The organism is Streptomyces sp. NPDC007991 (assembly GCF_042958445.1).
Lineage (GTDB): Bacteria > Actinomycetota > Actinomycetes > Streptomycetales > Streptomycetaceae > Streptomyces.
In genome coordinates, this window is the sequence record NZ_JBIBJD010000013.1 from 165,167 (window position 1) to 182,945 (window position 17,779).

Here is a 17,779-nt window from a genome sequence, read left to right on the forward strand (position 1 = left end):
CAGCCTACTGCCCGGGAATCAGCAACCGCGCGGCGGCAGCGGCCGTATGGGGGCCGACCCCCAGGGCGAGCGCGGTGCGCAGGTCGTCGCCGGTGTCCACGTCCTGGCGTACGGAATCCACGTCGGCCAGGGACAGTTCCACGGCCCCGGACGCGCGGTGCCGGGCGCGGGAATCGAAACCGAATGCCGGAAACAATTGCCGGCCGGGGGCGGCGGCCAACAGGGTCGTACCGATTCCGGCCGCGTCCGGGAGAAAAGCGCGCGGGAATTCAGCCGCGACGTCGAGTACCCGGGCCAATTCCGGCGGACGCAGCGCCGGCAGATCGGCGTTCAGCGCGGCCACCGGACTTCCGGGACGTGCGGACCGGACGGCCCCCGCCCCGTGTGCGAGGGCGGCGTTGAGGCCGCTTCCCGGCTCGTCCGGGATGATCGCCGCGCCCAGTGCGGCCAGCTCACGGCCCGCCCGGGCGTCGTCCGTGACGACTGCCACATCCCCCACCGCCGGGCAGGCCAGCGCGGCCGCCACCGTGTCCTGGGCGAAGGCCAGCGCCAGGTCCGGCCGCAGCCCGTCGTCCGCGGTGTCCGCGAGCCTGCTCTTGGCCCGGGCCAGGGGCTTCAGGGGTACGACCAAGGTCCACTGCACAGCTGTTCCGTCCCTCTCTTGTCGCGCTCATTGTCACCCGGGGCCGCCGGTGCCCGGCGTGTCGGGGCGTACGGTGTTCTCGACAGACCGGCGGCCTGGGGCGACACTTGTGCGGCCCCCCGTGGCCCCCGCTTCAGGTCCTAGAGGAAGGTGTCCGCGTGCCCCGCCGCAGAATCGGCTTCTGGTACCGCTTCGCCGCGGTGATCTGCAAACCACCGCTGGTGGTTCTGCTCAGGCGGGACTGGCGCGGAATGGAGCACATTCCGGCCGAGGGTGGATTTATCACCGCGGTGAACCACAATTCGCACATCGACCCCTTCGCTTACGCGCACTTTCAGTACAACACCGGGCGCGTCCCGCGATTCCTCGCGAAGAGCGGGCTTTTCAGCAAAGGATTCGTCGGCGCCGCGATGCGCGGCACCGGGCAGATCCCCGTCTACCGCGAGAGCACGGACGCGCTGAGCGCCTTCCGGGCCGCTATCGACGCCGTGGACCGCGGGGAATGCGTCGCCTTCTATCCCGAGGGCACCCTCACCCGCGACCCGGCGGGCTGGCCCATGACCGGCAAGACCGGGGCCGCGCGCGTCGCCCTCCAGACCAAGTGCCCGGTGATCCCCGTCGCCCAGTGGGGCTGCAACGAGTTGCTGCCGCCGTACGCGAAGAAGCCGCACCTCCTGCCGCGCAAGACGCACCGCGTGCTCGCCGGACCGCCGGTGGACCTCACGCGGTTCTACGACCGGGAGATGACCGCGGACCTCCTGAAGGAGGCCACCGAGGTCATCATGGCCGCCATCACCCGCCAGCTGGAGGAGATCCGCGGCGAGAAGGCGCCCGAGACGCCCTACGACCCGCGCCGGGAGCGCATCGAACAGCGGCGCCGTACCCAGGCGCAGACACAGCGGGGCGAGCAGCAGGCGGCGTCGCCGGTGCAGTCGGCGCCATCGGCACAGTCGGGACAGTCGGGACAGGAAGAGGGGCTGGGCAAGTGAGCAAGCCGGTCAAGGCGGCGGTCCTGAGCGCCGGTTCGTGGGGCACGGCCTTCGGCATGGTGCTCGCCGACGCCGGGTGCGAGGTCACGCTGTGGGGGCGCCGCCCGGAGGTCGTGAAGGCGATCAACTCCACCCGCACCAACCCCGACTACTTCCCGGGCGTCGAGCTCCCGGAGAACGTCCGCGCCACCACGGATCCCGCGGAGGCGGCCGCGGACGCCGACTTCACGGTCCTCTCGGTCCCCTCGCAGACCCTGCGCGGCAACCTCGCCGACTGGGCGCCGCTGCTCGCCCCCGGCACCGTCCTCGTGTCGCTGATGAAGGGCGTCGAACTCGGCTCCGCGATGCGGATGAGCGAGGTCATCGACGACGTCGCCAAGGTCGGCCCGGACCGCATCGCCGTGGTGACCGGACCCAACCTGGCCCGTGAGATCGCCGCGCGGATGCCGGCCGCCGCCGTGGTCGCCTGCACCGACGAGGCCGTCGCCCAGCGGCTGCAGGCCGCCTGCCACACGCCGTACTTCCGCCCGTACACCAACACCGACGTCGTCGGCTGTGAACTCGGCGGCGCGGTCAAGAACGTCATCGGCCTGGCCGTCGGCATCGCGGACGGCATGGGCCTCGGCGACAACGCCAAGGGCTCGCTCATCACGCGCGGCCTCGCCGAGACCACCCGGCTCGGCATCGCCCTCGGCGCCGACCCGCTGACCTTCTCCGGACTCGCGGGCCTGGGCGACCTGGTGGCCACCTGCTCCTCGCCCCTGTCCCGCAACCACACCTTCGGCACCAACCTCGGCAAGGGCATGACCCTCCAGGAGACCATCGCGGTCACCAAGCAGACCGCCGAGGGCGTCAAGTCCTGCGAATCGGTGCTGGATCTGGCCCGCCGGCACGGCGTCGACATGCCCATCACGGAGACGGTCGTCGGCATCGTGCACGAGGGCAAGCCTCCGGTGGTGGCTCTCAAGGAGCTGATGTCGCGCAGCGCGAAGCCGGAACGACGCTGAGCGACGCGGCCTCGCGGGCGCTGTATCCCGGCCTTACCAACGGGTACTCTCAACGCGATATGAGCACCGAGAACCTCCCCCAGAGCCCTGAGCAGCCGCCTCGCAAGCCGCGTGTGGCCGTCGTGTTCGGCGGGCGCAGCTCCGAACACGGGATCTCCGTGGTCACGGCCGGCGCCGTCCTCAAGGCCATCGACCGGACGAAGTACGACGTGCTGCCGATCGGCATCACCCAGGACGGCCGTTGGGCGCTCACGGCGGACGAACCGGAGCGGATGGCGATCGTCGACCGGCGCCAGCCGAGCGTCGACCTGCTCGCCGAGTCCGCCGAGGGCGGAGTGATCCTCCCGGTCGACCCGGCCAGCCGCGAAGTCGTCTACAGCGAGCCGGGATCGGTCCCCAAGGCGCTCGGCGAGGTCGACGTGGTCTTCCCGGTGCTGCACGGCCCCTACGGCGAGGACGGCACCCTCCAGGGCCTCCTGGAACTCTCCGGCGTCCCGTACGTCGGTTCGGGTGTGCTCGCCTCGGCCGTGGGCCAGGACAAGGAGTACATGAAGCGGGTGTTCACCTCGTTCGGGCTGAAGGTGGGCCCGTACGTGGTGGTCCGGCCGCGCGAGTGGGAGCGCGAGGAGGCCGCCGCCCGCAAGAAGATCGTCGACTTCGCCGGCGAGCACGGCTGGCCGCTGTTCGTGAAGCCCGCGCGCGCCGGTTCGTCGATCGGCATCACCAAGGTCGACGACCTCTCCGGCCTCGACGAGGCGATCGCCGAGGCACAGCGGCACGACCCGAAGATCCTCGTGGAGGCCGCGCTGCGGGGCCGCGAGATCGAGTGCGGCGTCCTGGAGTTCGAGGACGGCCCGCGGGCCTCCGTCCCCGCCGAGATCCCCTCTCCCGAGACGCACGCGTACTACGACTTCGAGGCCAAGTACATCGACTCGACGCCGGGGATCGTGCCGGCGCCCCTGACGCCGGAGGAGACGGCTCAGGTGCGGCGCCTGGCGGTCGACGCCTTCGAAGCGGCGTCCTGCGAGGGCCTGGTCCGCGCGGACTTCTTCCTCACCGAGGACGGCGAGTTCGTGATCAACGAGATCAACACGATGCCCGGCTTCACGCCCATCTCGATGTATCCGCAGATGTGGCAGGCGAGCGGGGTGAGCTACCCGGAGCTGGTGGACCGTCTGGTGCAGGCGGCCCTGCGCCGTTCGACAGGTCTGCGCTGACCGGCCCAGGAGGTCTCAGGAGGCGATCCCCTCGGGGATCGCCTTTTTCACAGCCGGAGCCAGGTCGATGAGAACCCCCGAGCTGTCCACCCCCTCCGGCACCGCCACCTCGACATAGACCTCACGGTTCGCCGAGGTGAACCGGTACCCCCCGCCGTCCTGCTTCTCCATCAGCCAGTCGACCCCGTTCACACCGCCGGCGACCGCGTCCGGATCGCGTCCGGACGCCACCTTCGGATCGACCATCTCGGGCGGTTGCGGCACACCGCAGCGAAGTATGATCGCCGGGCTGCCCCAGGCCGCCGTCAGTGCCGACGCGGGCTCGGGATCCTCGCGACGCTCTCCGTCCACCTTCGCGGGCAGTACCTTGTCCAGGTTCCGGCACAGTTCCGTGGCCTTCGCGTCCGGACTGGGAACCGCCGCCGACGCGCTGTCGTCTGCCGAGGAGCAGCCTGCGGCAGTGATCAACAGCGCGAGAGCGGGCAGGCGGAAGAAAACGCGGAACACAGAACAGTGCCGGTGACGGAAAGAGTTCACCGGCACAGGGTAGACGGGGGCTACAGATGGACGACCGGGCAGGTCAGAGTGCGGGTGATGCCGTCCACTTGCTGGACCTTGGCGACCACCATGCGTCCGAGGTCGTCGACGGTGTCGGCCTGGGCCCGCACGATCACGTCGTACGGTCCTGTGACGTCCTCGGCCTGGATGACCCCAGGAATCTTGCTGATCGTCTCTGCGACGGTCGACGCCTTGCCGACCTCCGTCTGGATCAGGATGTACGCCTGTACCACGGAACCTCCAGGGCGGCCACGAGGATCATGTGGGGAAAAGGAACGCCACGGTATCGCGTCGCCGCTCGCCGCGGGGAGACCTGCGGGGACCGGGTCTTGCGCGCCGGGGTGCAGGTCCGGCAGAACTTGACGGTCACTTCGACCGTAACGAGGACCGAGAGGCCTCGCGACCGGGCACGAACAGGTACAGAAGGGGAGAAAGGGCAATGAAGGGCACTGTTGGTGAGCTCGGTGAGTTCGGGCTCATCAGGGAGCTCACCTCCCGTCTGACCACCACCCCGGCGGTCCGGGTCGGCCCCGGCGACGACGCCGCCGTGGTGGCCGCGCCCGACCGCCGGGTCGTGGCCAGTACGGACATCCTGGTGGAGGGCCGGCACTTCCGCCGGGACTGGTCGACGGCCTATGACGTGGGCCGCAAGGCGGCGGCGCAGAACCTCGCCGACATCGCCGCCATGGGCGCCGTACCGACCGCGCTGCTGCTCGGTCTGGTCGTTCCGGCCGAGCTGCCGGTGACGTGGGCGAGCGAGTTGATGGACGGCCTGCGCGACGAGTGCCAGGTGGCCGGCGCCGCCGTGGTCGGCGGTGACGTCGTACGCGGCGACTCGATCATGGTGTCGATCACCGCGCTCGGCGATCTGCGCAACCAGGAGCCGGTGACGCGGGCGGGCGCGCAGCCCGGCGACCTGGTCGCGGTGACCGGCTGGCTGGGCTGGTCGGCGGCCGGGTACGCGGTGCTGTCGCGCGGGTTCCGCTCGCCGCGCGCCTTCGTGGAGGCCCACCGGCGGCCCGAGCCGCCGTACCACGCGGGTCCGGCCGCCGCCGGGCTCGGGGCGACCGCGATGTGCGACGTGAGCGACGGGCTGATCGCCGACCTGGGGCACATCGCCGAGGCCAGCAAGGTGCGGATCGACATCCGCTCCGGGGCGATCGACATCCCCTCCCAGATGAACGACATCGGGCAGGCCGTCGGCGTCGACCCGATGCAGTGGGTGCTGACCGGGGGAGAGGACCACGCGATCGTGGCGACCTTCCCGCCGGACGTGAAACTGCCCGCCCGCTGGAAGGTCATCGGCGAGGTCCTCAACCCCTCGGCGCTGCCCCAGGTGACGGTCGACGGGGCGCCGTGGACCAACAAGGGCGGCTGGGACCACTTCGGGGACCTGGAGTCATGATCCCCAACGTCCTCACGGTGGCGGGCTCCGACTCGGGCGGCGGCGCCGGCATCCAGGCCGACCTGAAGACGATGCTCGCGCTCGGCGTGCACGGCATGAGCGTCCTCACGGCGGTGACCGCGCAGAACTCCCTGGGTGTGCAGGGGGCTTGGGAACTGCCGGTGGAGGCGGTGCGGGCGCAGTACCGCAGCGTCGTCGACGACATCGGCGTCCAGGCGGTCAAGACCGGGATGCTGGCCTCCGCCGAACTCGTGGAGGCGGTCGCCGAGTTGATCGCGGGCACGGATGCCCCGGCGGTCGTCGACCCGGTGGGCGTCTCCAAGCACGGCGACTCCCTGCTCGCCGCGTCCGCACTGGACTCCGTCCGTACGAAGCTGCTGCCGGTGGCCACGGTCGCCACTCCGAACCTCGACGAGGTGGCCCAGCTGACGGGCGTCCGCGTCGCGTCGGAGGAGCAGCTGCGGCGGGCCGCGGCTGCCGTGCTCGGCTACGGGCCGCGGTGGGTGCTGATCAAGGGCGGCCATCTGTCCGGGGACGCCGTGGACCTGCTCACGGACGGCTCTGAGGAGCACTGGCTGCGGGCGCCGCGCCACGACAACCGGCACACCCACGGCACGGGCTGCACGCTGGCCTCGGCGATCGCGTCACAGCTGGCCAAGGGACACTCCGTGCCCGAGGCGGTGGCGGCGGCCAAGGAGTACGTCACCGGGGCGATCGCGGCCGGGTTCGCGCTCGGCGGGGGCATCGGGCCGGTGGATCATGGCTGGCGGTTCCGGGCCGGGTCCTGAGCGTCCGGGTTCGTCCTCCGGGCATGGCAAAGAGCCGGTCCACCAGAGGTGGACCGGCTCTGTAAGCGAACCAGCAGTGGCCGCGCGCTAGCTGAGCGTCAGCGCGAGACCTTGCCGGCCTTGATGCACGAGGTGCAAGCGTTCACGCGCTTCGGCGTCCCGCCCACCACGGTACGCACACGCTGGATGTTCGGGTTCCAGCGGCGGGACGTACGGCGGTGCGAGTGCGAGATGTTGTTGCCGAAGCCCGGCCCCTTGCCGCAGACGTCGCAGTTGGCAGCCACGGGTCACTCCAAAGACTTCAGATGCACTTACGGTTGATCCCGGCATGCCGGGATCCGGATCAGAGGATCTGAGTGGCGCTGCCAGGGGAATGGCCCGATTCGATCGGGCAACCGGAGCAGCATACAACGACTGCGCCCGTGCCATGAAACTACCATGGTCAGGCCGGGTGCTCTCCCGGCCCGCTTCCGGCGGACACCGCCCCGGGGTCTACGCTGCGTGCCACGTCCAGCAGCTCAGGGAGGCGCGGTGGCGCAGGTGCCGCAGACATTCTTCGATGCTCTCGCGGTGCGCACCTGGTGCGGTCTCGCACTCGAGACGCTGGGGCGGGCGCGTGAGGAGATCGACGCGATCAACGTCTATCCCGTGGCGGACGGGGACACCGGTACGAATCTGTACCTGACCGTGGAGTCCGCCGTCGCGGCGGTCGAGGCCGTGTTCGCCGGGCATGCGGCGAGGTCGGGCCCCGAGGGGCCGACGCTGGCCGACGCGGCCCGGGCGATGGCGCACGGGGCGCTCATCGGTGCCCGTGGGAACTCCGGGACGATCCTCGCCCAGCTGCTGCGCGGCATGTCCCAGGTGCTGGCCGGCTGTGAGACCGGGCACGCCGACGGCACGACCGCGCACGCCGACGGCCAGGGCCTGCGGCTGGCCCTGCGGCACGCGGCCGACTCCGCCCGGCAGGCCGTGGCCCACCCCGTCGAGGGCACGGTCCTCACGGTCGCCTCGGCCGCCGCCGACGCCGCCGACGCGGCCTGCGACGCCGGGAGCGACTGCGGGACGGTGGCCAGGGCGGCCTACGAGGGAGCGCGCGCGGCCCTGGCCGCGACCCCCGGACAGCTGCCCGTCCTGGAACGCGCCGGGGTGGTCGACGCCGGCGGCCGGGGGCTGGTGGCGGTGCTCGGGGCGCTGGCAGAGACGTTCACGGGGGAGCGGCCGCGGGACGGGGCGGCGACGATGACGGCGACGGTCGTGGCGGGTGCGTCCCGGGTGGGCGAGGACACGAGCCCGCACGGCGAGTGCGCCGACACCGCCGCCGTGGCCGGCCAGGACGGCCCCGCCTTCGAGGTGATCTACCTCCTGGAGGCCGAGGACACGGCCGTGGCGCGGTTGCGGGAGCGGCTCGACGCGCTCGGGGACTCACTCGTCGTGGTCGGCGGCGACGGGCTGTGGAACGTCCACGTCCATGTCGACGACGCGGGCGCCGCCGTCGAGGCCGGTATCGAGGCCGGGCGGCCCTACCGGATCCGCATCACCCACTTCGGCGCCGGCGACGTGCACACCACCGGCGCCGAGCGGCCTCCCCGCGAGCGTGCCCAGCGTGCCGTCGTGGCCGTGGTGCCCGGGGAGGGCCTGGCCGGGTTGTACGCCGAGGCCGGCGCGACCACCGTGCTCGCACGCCCGGGGGAGCCGCCCGCGAGCGGCGAGCTCGTGCAGGCCGTACGACGGGCCCACGCGCGCGAGGTCGTGCTGCTGCCCAATGACGCCGAGCTGCGCCACACCGCCGCGGCGGCGGTCGAGCAGGCCCGGACCGAGGGCATCCGCGTGGCCCTCATCCCGACCCGCTCGGCGGTCCAGGGCATCGCGGCGCTGGCCGTGCACGAGCCGGAGCGCCGTTTCGACGAGGACGTGGTGTCGATGACCTCGGCGGCCGGCGCGACCCGCTACGCCGAGGTCACCGTCGCCGAGCGCCAGGCCTGGACGATGGCCGGCATCTGCCAGGCCGGCGACGTCCTCGGCCTGATCGACGGTGATGTCGCCGTGATCGGCTCGGACGTCACGGCCACCGCCCGGGCCGTCCTGGACCGCATGCTCGCGGCCGGGGGCGAGATGGTCACCCTGGTGCTCGGCGACGAGGCTCCCGACACCATCGCCGAGCACCTTCAGGGCCGGGTGCGCGAGGGGTACCTCGCCGTCGACACGGTCGTGTACCGGGGCGGGCGGCAGGGGGCCGTGCTGCTCATCGGCGTGGAGTAGGAGGAGCAGGGCGGGTGCCGGGTGGTTCAGTCCTGGTCCTGCGCCGCGACGCGGAGCAGGTGCTCGGCCTCCGCCCGCCGGGCCCGCACCGCCTCGCCGTCGCCGTCCTGCGCCCAGTGGGGTCCGTCGTACGCCGACAGCACCGCACGCGCGCGTGCCCTCGCGTCGGTGAGACGGCCCAGCTCGATCTCCAGCCACCCCGCGGCGAGTTCGGCGCCGGTGCGGCTGTGCAGGGCGGCGGCGTCCCCGAGGGAGGCGAACACCTCGGCCGCCCGCAGCAGTTGGGGCAGCGCCTCCTCGAACACGGCCGGGGGCGAGCCCTCCGCGTCGCTCTCGGAGCCGGACCGGGCCAGCAGGTCGCCGAACTGCCGGTGGGTGTGGCCGAGTTCGGCGACGAGCCGCTGCCGGGGCTCCGCGTCGGCCGCCGTGTTCCGTGCCGCCTCGCACTCCCGGACCGCCTCCGCCATCAGGGCGCGCGCCTCGTCGAGGCCGTCCCGCTCGCGCAACGCCAGCCAGGCGCGGGCGCGCAGGGCCCGGATCAGCCCGTGGACGTTGCCGAGTTCGCGCCACAGGTCGCCCGCGCGTACGTAGGCCCGGTCCGCCTCGTCGGTCAGTCCGGCCTGCCCGAGGGATTCCCCGGCCAGATGGGCGAGGGTCGCGTGGTCGTGCTGTTCGGGCCAGTGCCGGGCGATCTCGGCGGCCTGCAGACGCCGTTCGGCGGCAGCGCGGTGCTCGCCGAGTTCGCTCAGGCAGTCACCGAGCCACCACTGTGTCTGCACGACCGCCCCGTCGCCGTGCGTCTCGGCGGTCAGGTCGGGCAGCGCCGATTCCAGGACCTCCGCGGCCTCGGCCCACCGTCTCTGCCGCAGCAGGAACCCGCCGAGCTGCTGCCGGGCCCAGGCGCCCAGCGTCGCGCCCTCGCCCGCCTCGTCGGCCCAGTGGGCGGCTTCCAGGGCGTGCCGGGCGGCCTCGACGACCTCGCCCCGGCCGCCGGTCAACTCGGCGAGCTGGAGGTGCAGCTGGGCCCGTCCGGGAGCCTCCAGGTGGGCGCCGCCGTGCTCCAGGGCCGCGCGCAGTGCCCGTTCCGCCTCCGCCAGGTCGCCGAGGTGGTGGGCCAGGGAGGCCAGCCGGGCCTCGTACTCCACCGCGTACCACGGCAGCCCCGCCGCGACGAACGCCGCCGCGCCCCGCGCGAACAGCCCCGCGGCCTTCTCCAGATCCCCGCCCAGTCCGGCCAGCTCGGCGAGCATCGCCTGCGCCTCGGCACCCCGCGCGGCCAGCCGCACGTCCTGACCGGCCCGCCCGTCGACGAGCGCGACGACTTCCCGCACGGCGGCTTCGGCCATGGCGAGCACCGAGCCGGGCTCGGAGCACGCGCCGCCGCCGGGAACCGTCTGGGGCCTGGGGCCCGTGTCCCGGCCGAGGTCCGCTTCCGGCCTCGGGCCTGTGTCTTGGCCGGGATCCGTTTTCGGCCTCGGGCCCGTGTGGTCGTCGAGGGCCGTTTCCTGAGCCGGGCCCGCGGCTTCGTCGCCGGCCGCTTCCGGCCTGGCGCCCGTGCCTTCGCCGAGGACTGTCTCGGGCTTGCCAGTGTCTTGGCTGAAATCCGTTTCCGGCCTCGGGCCCGTGTGGTCGTCGAGGGCCGCCGAGCCCGCGGCTTCGTCGCCGGCCGCTTCCGGCCTGGCGCCCCTGCCGTCGCCGGGAACCGTCTGGGGCCTGGGGCCCGTGTCCCGGCCGAGGTCTGTTTCCGGCCTCGGGCCTGTGTCTTGGCCCGGATCCGTTTTCGGTCTCGGGTCCGTGTGGTCGTCGAGGGCCGTTTCCTGAGCCGGGCCCGCGGCTTCGTCGCCGGCCGCTTCCGTGCCCTCCCCGGGAACCGCATCCGGCCCCCGGCTCTCGGCGTGGGCCGCAGTCGGCTCCGGGCCGTGGTCCTCGGCGTCACTGTCCCGGGCCGCCTCGGCCCCGGCCGCGTGTGCCCGGCGCATCAGGATCCGGGCCCGGGCCATCAGGACGGACGCCGTCTGCCGTATCCCGGTATCGCCGGCGGCGTACAGCGCGAGGATCTCGTCGTAGGGGCCGGACACGGCCGCGAGCGCCGCGTCCACCTCACCCGCGAGAGCGCGTACGTACGCCGCACGCGCGCGTGCCGCCAGGGCCTCCCCGGGGTCGCCCGCCGCCGCGTACAGCTCCGCGGCCCGTTCGAAGAGCGCGGTGCCCTCCGGGCCGAGGCCCATCGCCTCGTGGTCGGCGATCTCGGCGCGGTCGCGCGGGTCCAGCTCCACGCCCTGCGCGGCCTCGGCGACCGCCGCCCACGCCTCCACGGCGCCCGGCCGCAGGTTGTCGGACAGCCGGCGTGCCTCGGCCAGCAGGGCGGGCAGATCCGGCCTCTCGGTCGCGGCGGACGTGACCACCGGGGGAGCGGGCGCGGGCACCGGCCGTACCGACCGCACCCCCAGCGGCAGCCGCTCCGCCAGCGGGCGCCGCTCCATCCGCGCGCGGGCCCGCTCGGAGACGTACGACGTGCCGTTGCGCTCGTCGAAGCGCGCCGCCAGGGCGAGGGCCTCCGTACGCGCGTGCGCGGCCAGTTCCCGGGCGGTCCACGCGCGGCCGGCCGGACCGGGCACCCGCCGGTCACCCAGCCCCAGCCCGGTCAGACGGTCCATGAGCAGGGCCACCACGCTCATGAACTCCAGCCTGCTCTGCGGCTGCCCCTCATCCGTGAAGTACGCCGGCCGCTCCGCGAGCAGCTCCAGACCTCGGGCCTCGTTGCCGGTCAGCGCGCAGAACTCCACGTGCTCCGCGTACGCGCCGCGCATGCTCTCCATGGCCCGTACGAGCCGGAAGCCCCGCAGATGGTTCGCGCGGGCCTCGTCCAGGCGGCCCAGCCGCAGCAGCGGCACCAGGGAGGAGGCGAGGGCCGTGTGCGGCTCGTGGGCGCAGGCGTACTCGCCCTCCAGCACCGGCCGCCACAGCTCCAGCGCCTCCGCGTCCCTGCCCCGCTCCGCCTGCCACCAGCCCTGCCCGTGCAGTTCGCAGGCGTGGCAGTCGGCCATGGCGTCCCGGTCGGCGGCCAGCCACGCGGCATACGCCCGCTCGGCCCGCGCCAGGTCCCCGACATGCGCGGCCACGCTGTGCTCGGCGCTGCGCACGGCCCGCTCGGAGTGCCCGGCGAGCCGGTAGCGGTGCTCCATCTCGCCGAGCCACTTCTCGATCGACGCGAGCGGGATGTGCGGCTGGTCGAGCATGCCGGACGACACCCACTTGAAGACCCAGTGCAGCGAGTGGGTCTCGTACTCGTCGAAGTCCTCGGGCCGTTCGTCCCACATGCGCAGCAGACGCGCGAAGGGGACGAACATCTTCCCCTTCTCGGAGCTGTAGTTGTAGACCTTCAGCTGGTGTCCGAGCGCCTCGATCACGGCGAGCGGGATGTTCAGCTTCTCGGCCGCCGTCAGCAGCTCCTCCGCGCGCGCGTTGCGGGCCGGGCCCTCCGGCTGCTCGGAGTTCTCCGCGATCGCCCGGCGCAGGGCGTCGAAGTCCGTGATCTCGCTCATGCCTGACCGTCCTCGCTGTGCGTGGCCCACTCCAGGAGGCCGATGAACGCGCGGTTGAGCAGCGCCGAGTCGGCGGGCCTGAGCGGCCGCTGCGCCATCAGCAGCGCCTGCCCGTACAGCGACTCCGTGGCCGTGCCGATCAGCTCCGGGTCGTGCAGCGAACTGATCCGCCTCACCAGCGGGTTGAGATGGTTGAGCACCAGACGCGCGCGGGGAGCGCTGCCGCGCAGGGAGCCGAGGATGCCCGCCCAGAGGTCGTCGGCCCGCGCCTCGGCGTCTGCCCGGGCCTGTTCGTGCCGGGCGTCCCGGTCGTCGAGGTGCAGCGCGGGCACCGAGAGCGGGTGGAAGGCCCGCAGCACCACGTCGCAGCCCAGCGGGTCGAGCCGGGCCCGCGCCGCCCCCAGGAAGCCCGACAGGGCCAGCTCCTCGGCCGGGTCGACCGCGTCCAGATGCGCGGTCACCGTCTCGGCGTCGAGTTCGGCGACCACGGCCCCGGGCCGCACCGACGGCAGCGCCTCCACCAGCTCGCTGTCGTAGGTGTAGCCGCCGTTGACCACGCCGATGCCCTGCGCGGACGCGATCGGCGCGACCTGCCGGTACTCCTCGACGGTCCGCGTGAAGTGCACCACCGGGTGCCGCTGCGCGAACTCCTCCAGGGACAGCCGCCCGTCGGTCGTCTCGAAGGGCAGCCACGGCAGCATCGTGCGCAGCATCTCCCGGTCGTGCCGGGCCAGGGACTTCACGCCCAGGTGGTGCACCGACAGGAACGCGGCCAGCCGCTCAGGATCACCGGCGGCCAGACCGGTCAGCCAGGCCCGGATCCGCTCGCCCAGCGCTTCCCGTACGGCGGCCAGCGTCTCGTCCTCGTACAGCGCCTCGCGCGACGCCGTCGGCCGCAGGCTGTCCGTGTCGAGCACGCAGCGCACGAAGAACGCCCAGTCGGGCAGCAGCTGTTCGGCCCGCTCGGTCAGCAGCATGCCCTTGAGATGGACGCGGTGACCCGCGCGCTGGGCCGGGCTGACGGCCGACGGCAGCACATACGCCACCCCGCGGACGCCGGCCAGCGGCACGGACAGGTCGACCGTGTCGAGCGGGGTGAAGCCGAACAGCTCGTGGCAGTGCCGGGCGAGGGCGACGCGGCGGGCGGCCGGGCCCGGATACGACCGGTCCCAGGGCGCCGGGAGGTCGGTGACCGGCTCGTCGCCCACCCGGACGTCGTACGGCAGCAGCGACCCGAAGTCCCGGGCCAGCGCCTCGACCCGCTCGGGCGCGAGCCACTCCGCGGCACCCGGCCGGGCCACCAGATGCACGGTGGTGCCCGGTTCGGGGCGCTCGGCGTCCGGCAGCGTCCGCACGGTGTACGAACCGTCGTCGGACGCCGTCCACTCCACGGGCGGCGCGCCGGGCGTACGGGCGCTGCGGCTGACCACCCGGATCCGCTCGGCGACGACGAAACAGGCCAGCAGGCCGATGCCGAACTGCCCGAGAAAGTCGGAACGCGCCTCCTGAAGGCCCTCGGCGCGCTTGGAACTGCGCCCGATCGTGGCGAGCAGGTCGTGCACGTCCGCCTCGGTGAGCCCGACACCGGTGTCCTCGACGCGCAGGGTGCCGCCCTCCGCGGACAGCCGCACCCGGGCCGGAGCGCCGGGTTCCGTCGCGCGTCGGGCGGTGATGGCGTCCACGGCGTTCTGCAACAGCTCGCGCAGATACACCCTCGGACTGGAGTAGAGGTGGTGGGAGAGCAGGTCCACCAGACCACGCAGGTCGACCTGGAACGTATGAGGTGACTGGGGCGAACGGGAGGCCTGGGATGGCTGTGAGATCTGGGAGTCCATCATCACGGCGCCGGTGGGGGGACTCGCGACGGCGCGGGGTCGGGCGGTCCCGGTGAGGCGGTGACCGCGAAAAGGTGGCCGGGAGCGCGTCATCCTAAGGCCCGAGCCAGCCGCCTGACCAGGGGTTTCCGAGACGTATACGGCACCGTCCGCCGCGGCCTCTACGGCATTGTCAGTGGTGTGGTGTGCAATGGATCTCGTGCCCGCACTTCACGAACCGCTGCAACAACCACTGAAGTCGGTGCTCGGCCCCGCCACCGCGAAGGTGATGGCCGAGCACCTCGGCCTGCGCAGCGTCGGCGACCTGCTCCACCACTACCCGCGCAGATACGAGGAGCGCGGCCAGCTCACGCACCTCGCCGACCTGCCCATGGACGAGCACGTCACGGTGGTCGCCCAGGTCGCCGACGCCCGCCTGCACACCTTCGCCTCCGCCAGGGCCCCGCGCGGCAAGGGCCAGCGCCTGGAGGTCACGATCACGGACGGCAGCGGCCGCCTCCAACTGGTCTTCTTCGGCAACGGCGTTCACAAGCCCCACAAGGAGCTCCTGCCGGGCACGCGCGCGATGTTCGCGGGCAAGGTCTCCGTCTTCAACCGCCGCCTCCAACTCGCCCACCCGGCCTATGAGTTGCTCCGAGGCGACCCGGAGGAGTCCGTCGAGACATGGGCCGGCGCCCTGATCCCGATCTACCCGGCCACCGCCAAACTGGAGTCCTGGAAGATCGGCAAGGCGCTCCAGACGGTCCTGCCCACGGCCCAGGAGGCCGTCGACCCGCTCCCGGAGAGCCTGCGCCGGGGCCGCGGCCTGATCCCGCTCCCCGAGGCCCTCCTCAAGATCCACCGCCCGCACACCAAGGCGGACATCGAGGACGCCCGCGCCCGCCTCAAGTGGGACGAGGCCTTCGTCCTCCAGGTCGCCCTCGCCCGCCGCCGCCACGCGGACGCCCAGCTCCCCGCGGTCCCCCGCAAGCCCACCCCCGACGGCCTCCTCACGGCCTTCGACGCCCGCCTCCCCTTCACCCTCACCGAGGGCCAGCAGCGCGTCTCCCGGGAGATCTTCCACGACCTGGCCACGGACCACCCGATGCACCGGCTGCTGCAGGGGGAGGTCGGATCGGGCAAGGCCCAGCCCCTCGACTCGCTGGTGCTCACACCCACGGGCTTCCGTGCCATGGGGGATCTGCGGGTGGGCGACGAGGTGGTGGTGCCGGAGGGGGGCATCGCGCTGATCGATGGCGTCTTTCCTCAGGGGGAGCGCGATGTCTGGCGCCTGGTTCTGTCCGACGGCAGTTCCGTCGAGTGCGACGACGAGCATCTCTGGATCGTCGGCACGAGCTCCGGTTGGCACCGTGGTCAGGCTCCCAAGGTCATGACGACCCGGGAGATCCGTCTCGACACGTTCGGGGCCGACGGGTCCTCGAAGTGGTACATCCCGCCGGCGAAGCCGGTCGATCTCGGCGGCGACGCCGGGCTTCCCCTCGACCCATACCTGATCGGGCTGCTCCTGGGGGCCGGTTCATTCCGGCGCGATCTCCGTCTTTCCACCGTCGACGACGAGATCCGTGACGCGGTGTCGGCGGCGGTAGCGCCCGAATGCCGGCTGGTACCGGTGAAGGGATCACACCGTGACTGCACGATCCAGCTCAAGCAGCGTGCCGGAGGCGTACGCAACCCGGTGATCCAGGTCCTGCGCGAGTTGCGCCTCTGGGGGACGACGTCCCACGACACGTTCGTCCCTCAGGATTTCAAGAACGCTCCGATCAAGGACCGTCTCGCCGTGTTGCAGGGACTTCTGGACACCGGCGGCACTGTCCAGGCCGACGGCATGGGTATCTCCCTCTGCTCGGCTTCGCGCCGCCTCGCGGAGGACGTCGCATGGCTCGTGCGTTCTCTGGGCGGCCGGGCGCGCGTGCTGCCGAAGCAGGCCGCGTACCACGTGCAGGTGTCCCTGCCGGACGCTTACGCCCCGTTCCGGCTGAACCGCAAAGCGGAACGTGTGCGTCCGAGGCCGAAGGACAACACGTTCCGACGCGGCATCCGGGCGGTCGAGTACGTGGGGCGAAAGCCCGTCCAGTGCATCAGCGTCGCCCACCCGAGCCATGCCTACGTCACCGACAACTTCACCGTCACCCACAACACCATGGTCGCCCTGCGCGCCATGCTCGCCGTGGTCGACGCCGGCGGCCAGGCCGCCATGCTCGCGCCCACCGAAGTGCTCGCCCAGCAGCACCACCGGTCGATCGTCGAGATGATGGGCGAGCTGGCCGAGGGCGGCATGCTGGGCGGGGCCGACCAGGCCACCAAGGTGGTGCTGCTCACCGGCTCCATGGGCGCGGCCGCCCGCCGTCAGGCCCTGCTCGACCTCACCACCGGCGAGGCCGGCATCGTCATCGGCACACACGCGCTGATCGAGGACAAGGTGCAGTTCCACGACCTGGGCCTGGTCGTGGTCGACGAACAGCACCGCTTCGGCGTCGAGCAGCGCGACGCCCTGCGCGGCAAGGGCAAACAGCCCCCGCACCTCCTGGTCATGACGGCCACGCCCATTCCGCGCACGGTCGCCATGACGGTCTTCGGCGACCTGGAGACCTCCGTCCTGGACCAGCTCCCGGCCGGCCGCTCGCCGATCGCCAGCCATGTCGTCCCGGCCGCCGACAAGCCCCACTTCCTGTCCCGCGCCTGGGAACGGGTCCGCGAGGAGGTGGGCAACGGCCATCAGGCGTACGTGGTCTGCCCCCGCATCGGCGACGAGGAGGACGACCCGAAGAAGGCCGGCAAGAAGAAGCCCTCCGAGCCCCCCGGGTCCCCCGAGGACGCCGCGGAGAAGCGCCCGCCCCTCGCCGTCCTGGATGTGGCCGACCAGCTCGCCAAGGGCCCCCTGCAGGGCCTCCGCGTCGAGGTGCTGCACGGCCGTATGCAGCCCGACGACAAGGACGCGGTCATGCGCCGCTTCGCCGCCGGGGAGACGGACGTCCTGGTCGCCACGACGGTCATCGAGGTCGGCGTCAACGTCCCCAACGCCACGGTCATGGTGATCATGGACGCGGACCGCTTCGGCGTCTCCCAGCTCCACCAGCTGCGCGGCCGCGTGGGCCGTGGCTCGGCCCCCGGCCTGTGCCTCCTGGTCACCGAGATGCCCGAGGCGAGCCCGGCCCGCCAGCGCCTGAACGCCGTCGCCGCGACCCTCGACGGCTTCGAACTCTCCCGCATCGACCTGGAACAACGCCGCGAGGGCGACGTCCTCGGCCAGGCCCAGTCGGGCACCCGCTCCTCCCTGAGGATGCTCGCCGTCATCGACGACGAGGAGATCATCGCCGAGGCCAGACAGGAGGCGGTGGCCGTCGTGGCGAAGGACCCGGAGCTGACCCACCTGCCGGCCCTGCGGACGGCACTGGACGCCCTCCTGGACGAGGAGAGGGAGCAGTACCTGGAAAAGGGGTGACAGGCATGGCCCCCGAGGGGCACGGGGCCGTAGTCCATATGCGGCTACCGCCGCGCGGGCACGACCAGCCACACTGATACCTGAAGCCGCC

At 72.6% G+C, this 17,779-nt stretch carries 13 protein-coding genes; 7 read left to right on the plus strand and 6 right to left on the minus strand.

Annotated elements, in window-relative coordinates:
• Positions 1–4 precede the first annotated feature (4 nt).
• Positions 5–643: a 2-phospho-L-lactate guanylyltransferase gene (gene cofC / locus ACFZDA_RS33350; protein ID WP_391088880.1), complete on the minus strand. Its 639-nt coding sequence runs from the start codon at positions 641–643 to the stop codon at positions 5–7.
• Positions 644–801: 158 nt separating this feature from the next.
• Between cofC and ACFZDA_RS33355 the strand changes: the two genes are divergently transcribed.
• Genes ACFZDA_RS33355 through ACFZDA_RS33365 form a run of 3 tightly spaced genes read left to right on the plus strand, consistent with a single transcriptional unit; the run spans position 802 to position 3,856 of the window.
• Positions 802–1,632, plus strand: a complete 831-nt coding sequence (locus ACFZDA_RS33355; RefSeq protein ID WP_391088882.1) for a 1-acyl-sn-glycerol-3-phosphate acyltransferase — start codon at positions 802–804, stop codon at positions 1,630–1,632.
• Positions 1,629–2,639, plus strand: coding sequence for an NAD(P)H-dependent glycerol-3-phosphate dehydrogenase (locus ACFZDA_RS33360; RefSeq protein WP_391088884.1), 1,011 nt, complete (start codon positions 1,629–1,631; stop codon positions 2,637–2,639). The genes ACFZDA_RS33355 and ACFZDA_RS33360 overlap by 4 nt, the downstream gene beginning before the upstream one ends.
• Positions 2,640–2,698: 59 nt before the next feature.
• Entirely contained in the window at positions 2,699–3,856 is a 1,158-nt protein-coding gene (locus ACFZDA_RS33365) for a D-alanine--D-alanine ligase (protein ID WP_391088886.1), read from the plus strand.
• 15 nt (positions 3,857–3,871) lie between these two features.
• On the opposite strand, the gene ACFZDA_RS33370 is transcribed toward ACFZDA_RS33365, so the two are convergent.
• Positions 3,872–4,393 carry a DUF3515 family protein gene (locus ACFZDA_RS33370; protein ID WP_391089089.1) on the minus strand — a complete coding sequence of 174 codons (522 nt, stop codon included), beginning with the start codon at positions 4,391–4,393 and terminating at the stop codon, positions 3,872–3,874.
• A gap of 20 nt (positions 4,394–4,413) precedes the next feature.
• On the minus strand, positions 4,414–4,647 hold the full coding sequence (locus ACFZDA_RS33375) for an Lrp/AsnC family transcriptional regulator (RefSeq protein ID WP_003997603.1): 234 nt from the start codon (positions 4,645–4,647) through the stop codon (positions 4,414–4,416).
• Positions 4,648–4,853: 206 nt separating this feature from the next.
• On the opposite strand from ACFZDA_RS33375, the gene ACFZDA_RS33380 reads away from it, so the two are divergent.
• Together ACFZDA_RS33380 and thiD are read left to right on the plus strand one after the other, a co-directional pair.
• Positions 4,854–5,819: a thiamine-phosphate kinase gene (locus ACFZDA_RS33380; RefSeq protein ID WP_391088888.1), complete on the plus strand. Its 966-nt coding sequence runs from the start codon at positions 4,854–4,856 to the stop codon at positions 5,817–5,819.
• Positions 5,816–6,607 (plus strand): bifunctional hydroxymethylpyrimidine kinase/phosphomethylpyrimidine kinase, encoded by a 792-nt coding sequence (thiD, locus tag ACFZDA_RS33385; protein ID WP_391088891.1) that lies wholly within the window; start codon positions 5,816–5,818, stop codon positions 6,605–6,607. Before ACFZDA_RS33380 ends, thiD begins: the two co-directional genes overlap by 4 nt.
• 98 nt (positions 6,608–6,705) lie before the next feature.
• Here the strand turns inward: thiD and rpmB are convergent, their stop codons facing one another.
• Positions 6,706–6,891, minus strand: a complete 186-nt coding sequence (rpmB, locus tag ACFZDA_RS33390) for a 50S ribosomal protein L28 (protein ID WP_003993230.1) — start codon at positions 6,889–6,891, stop codon at positions 6,706–6,708.
• Positions 6,892–7,138: 247 nt separating this feature from the next.
• Between rpmB and ACFZDA_RS33395 the strand changes: the two genes are divergently transcribed.
• Complete coding sequence (locus tag ACFZDA_RS33395) at positions 7,139–8,866, plus strand: DAK2 domain-containing protein (RefSeq protein ID WP_391088893.1); 1,728 nt, start codon at positions 7,139–7,141, stop codon at positions 8,864–8,866.
• Positions 8,867–8,892: 26 nt separating this feature from the next.
• Here ACFZDA_RS33395 and ACFZDA_RS33400 read toward each other — a convergent pair whose 3' ends face one another.
• Entirely contained in the window at positions 8,893–12,411 is a 3,519-nt protein-coding gene (locus ACFZDA_RS33400) for a tetratricopeptide repeat protein (RefSeq protein ID WP_391088895.1), read from the minus strand.
• Complete coding sequence (locus ACFZDA_RS33405; RefSeq protein WP_391089090.1) at positions 12,408–14,246, minus strand: HSP90 family protein; 1,839 nt, start codon at positions 14,244–14,246, stop codon at positions 12,408–12,410. The genes ACFZDA_RS33400 and ACFZDA_RS33405 overlap by 4 nt, the downstream gene beginning before the upstream one ends.
• A 190-nt stretch (positions 14,247–14,436) precedes the next feature.
• On the opposite strand from ACFZDA_RS33405, the gene ACFZDA_RS33410 reads away from it, so the two are divergent.
• Entirely contained in the window at positions 14,437–17,688 is a 3,252-nt protein-coding gene (locus ACFZDA_RS33410; RefSeq protein WP_391088897.1) for a helicase-related protein, read from the plus strand.
• The last annotated feature ends 91 nt before the right edge of the window (positions 17,689–17,779 follow it).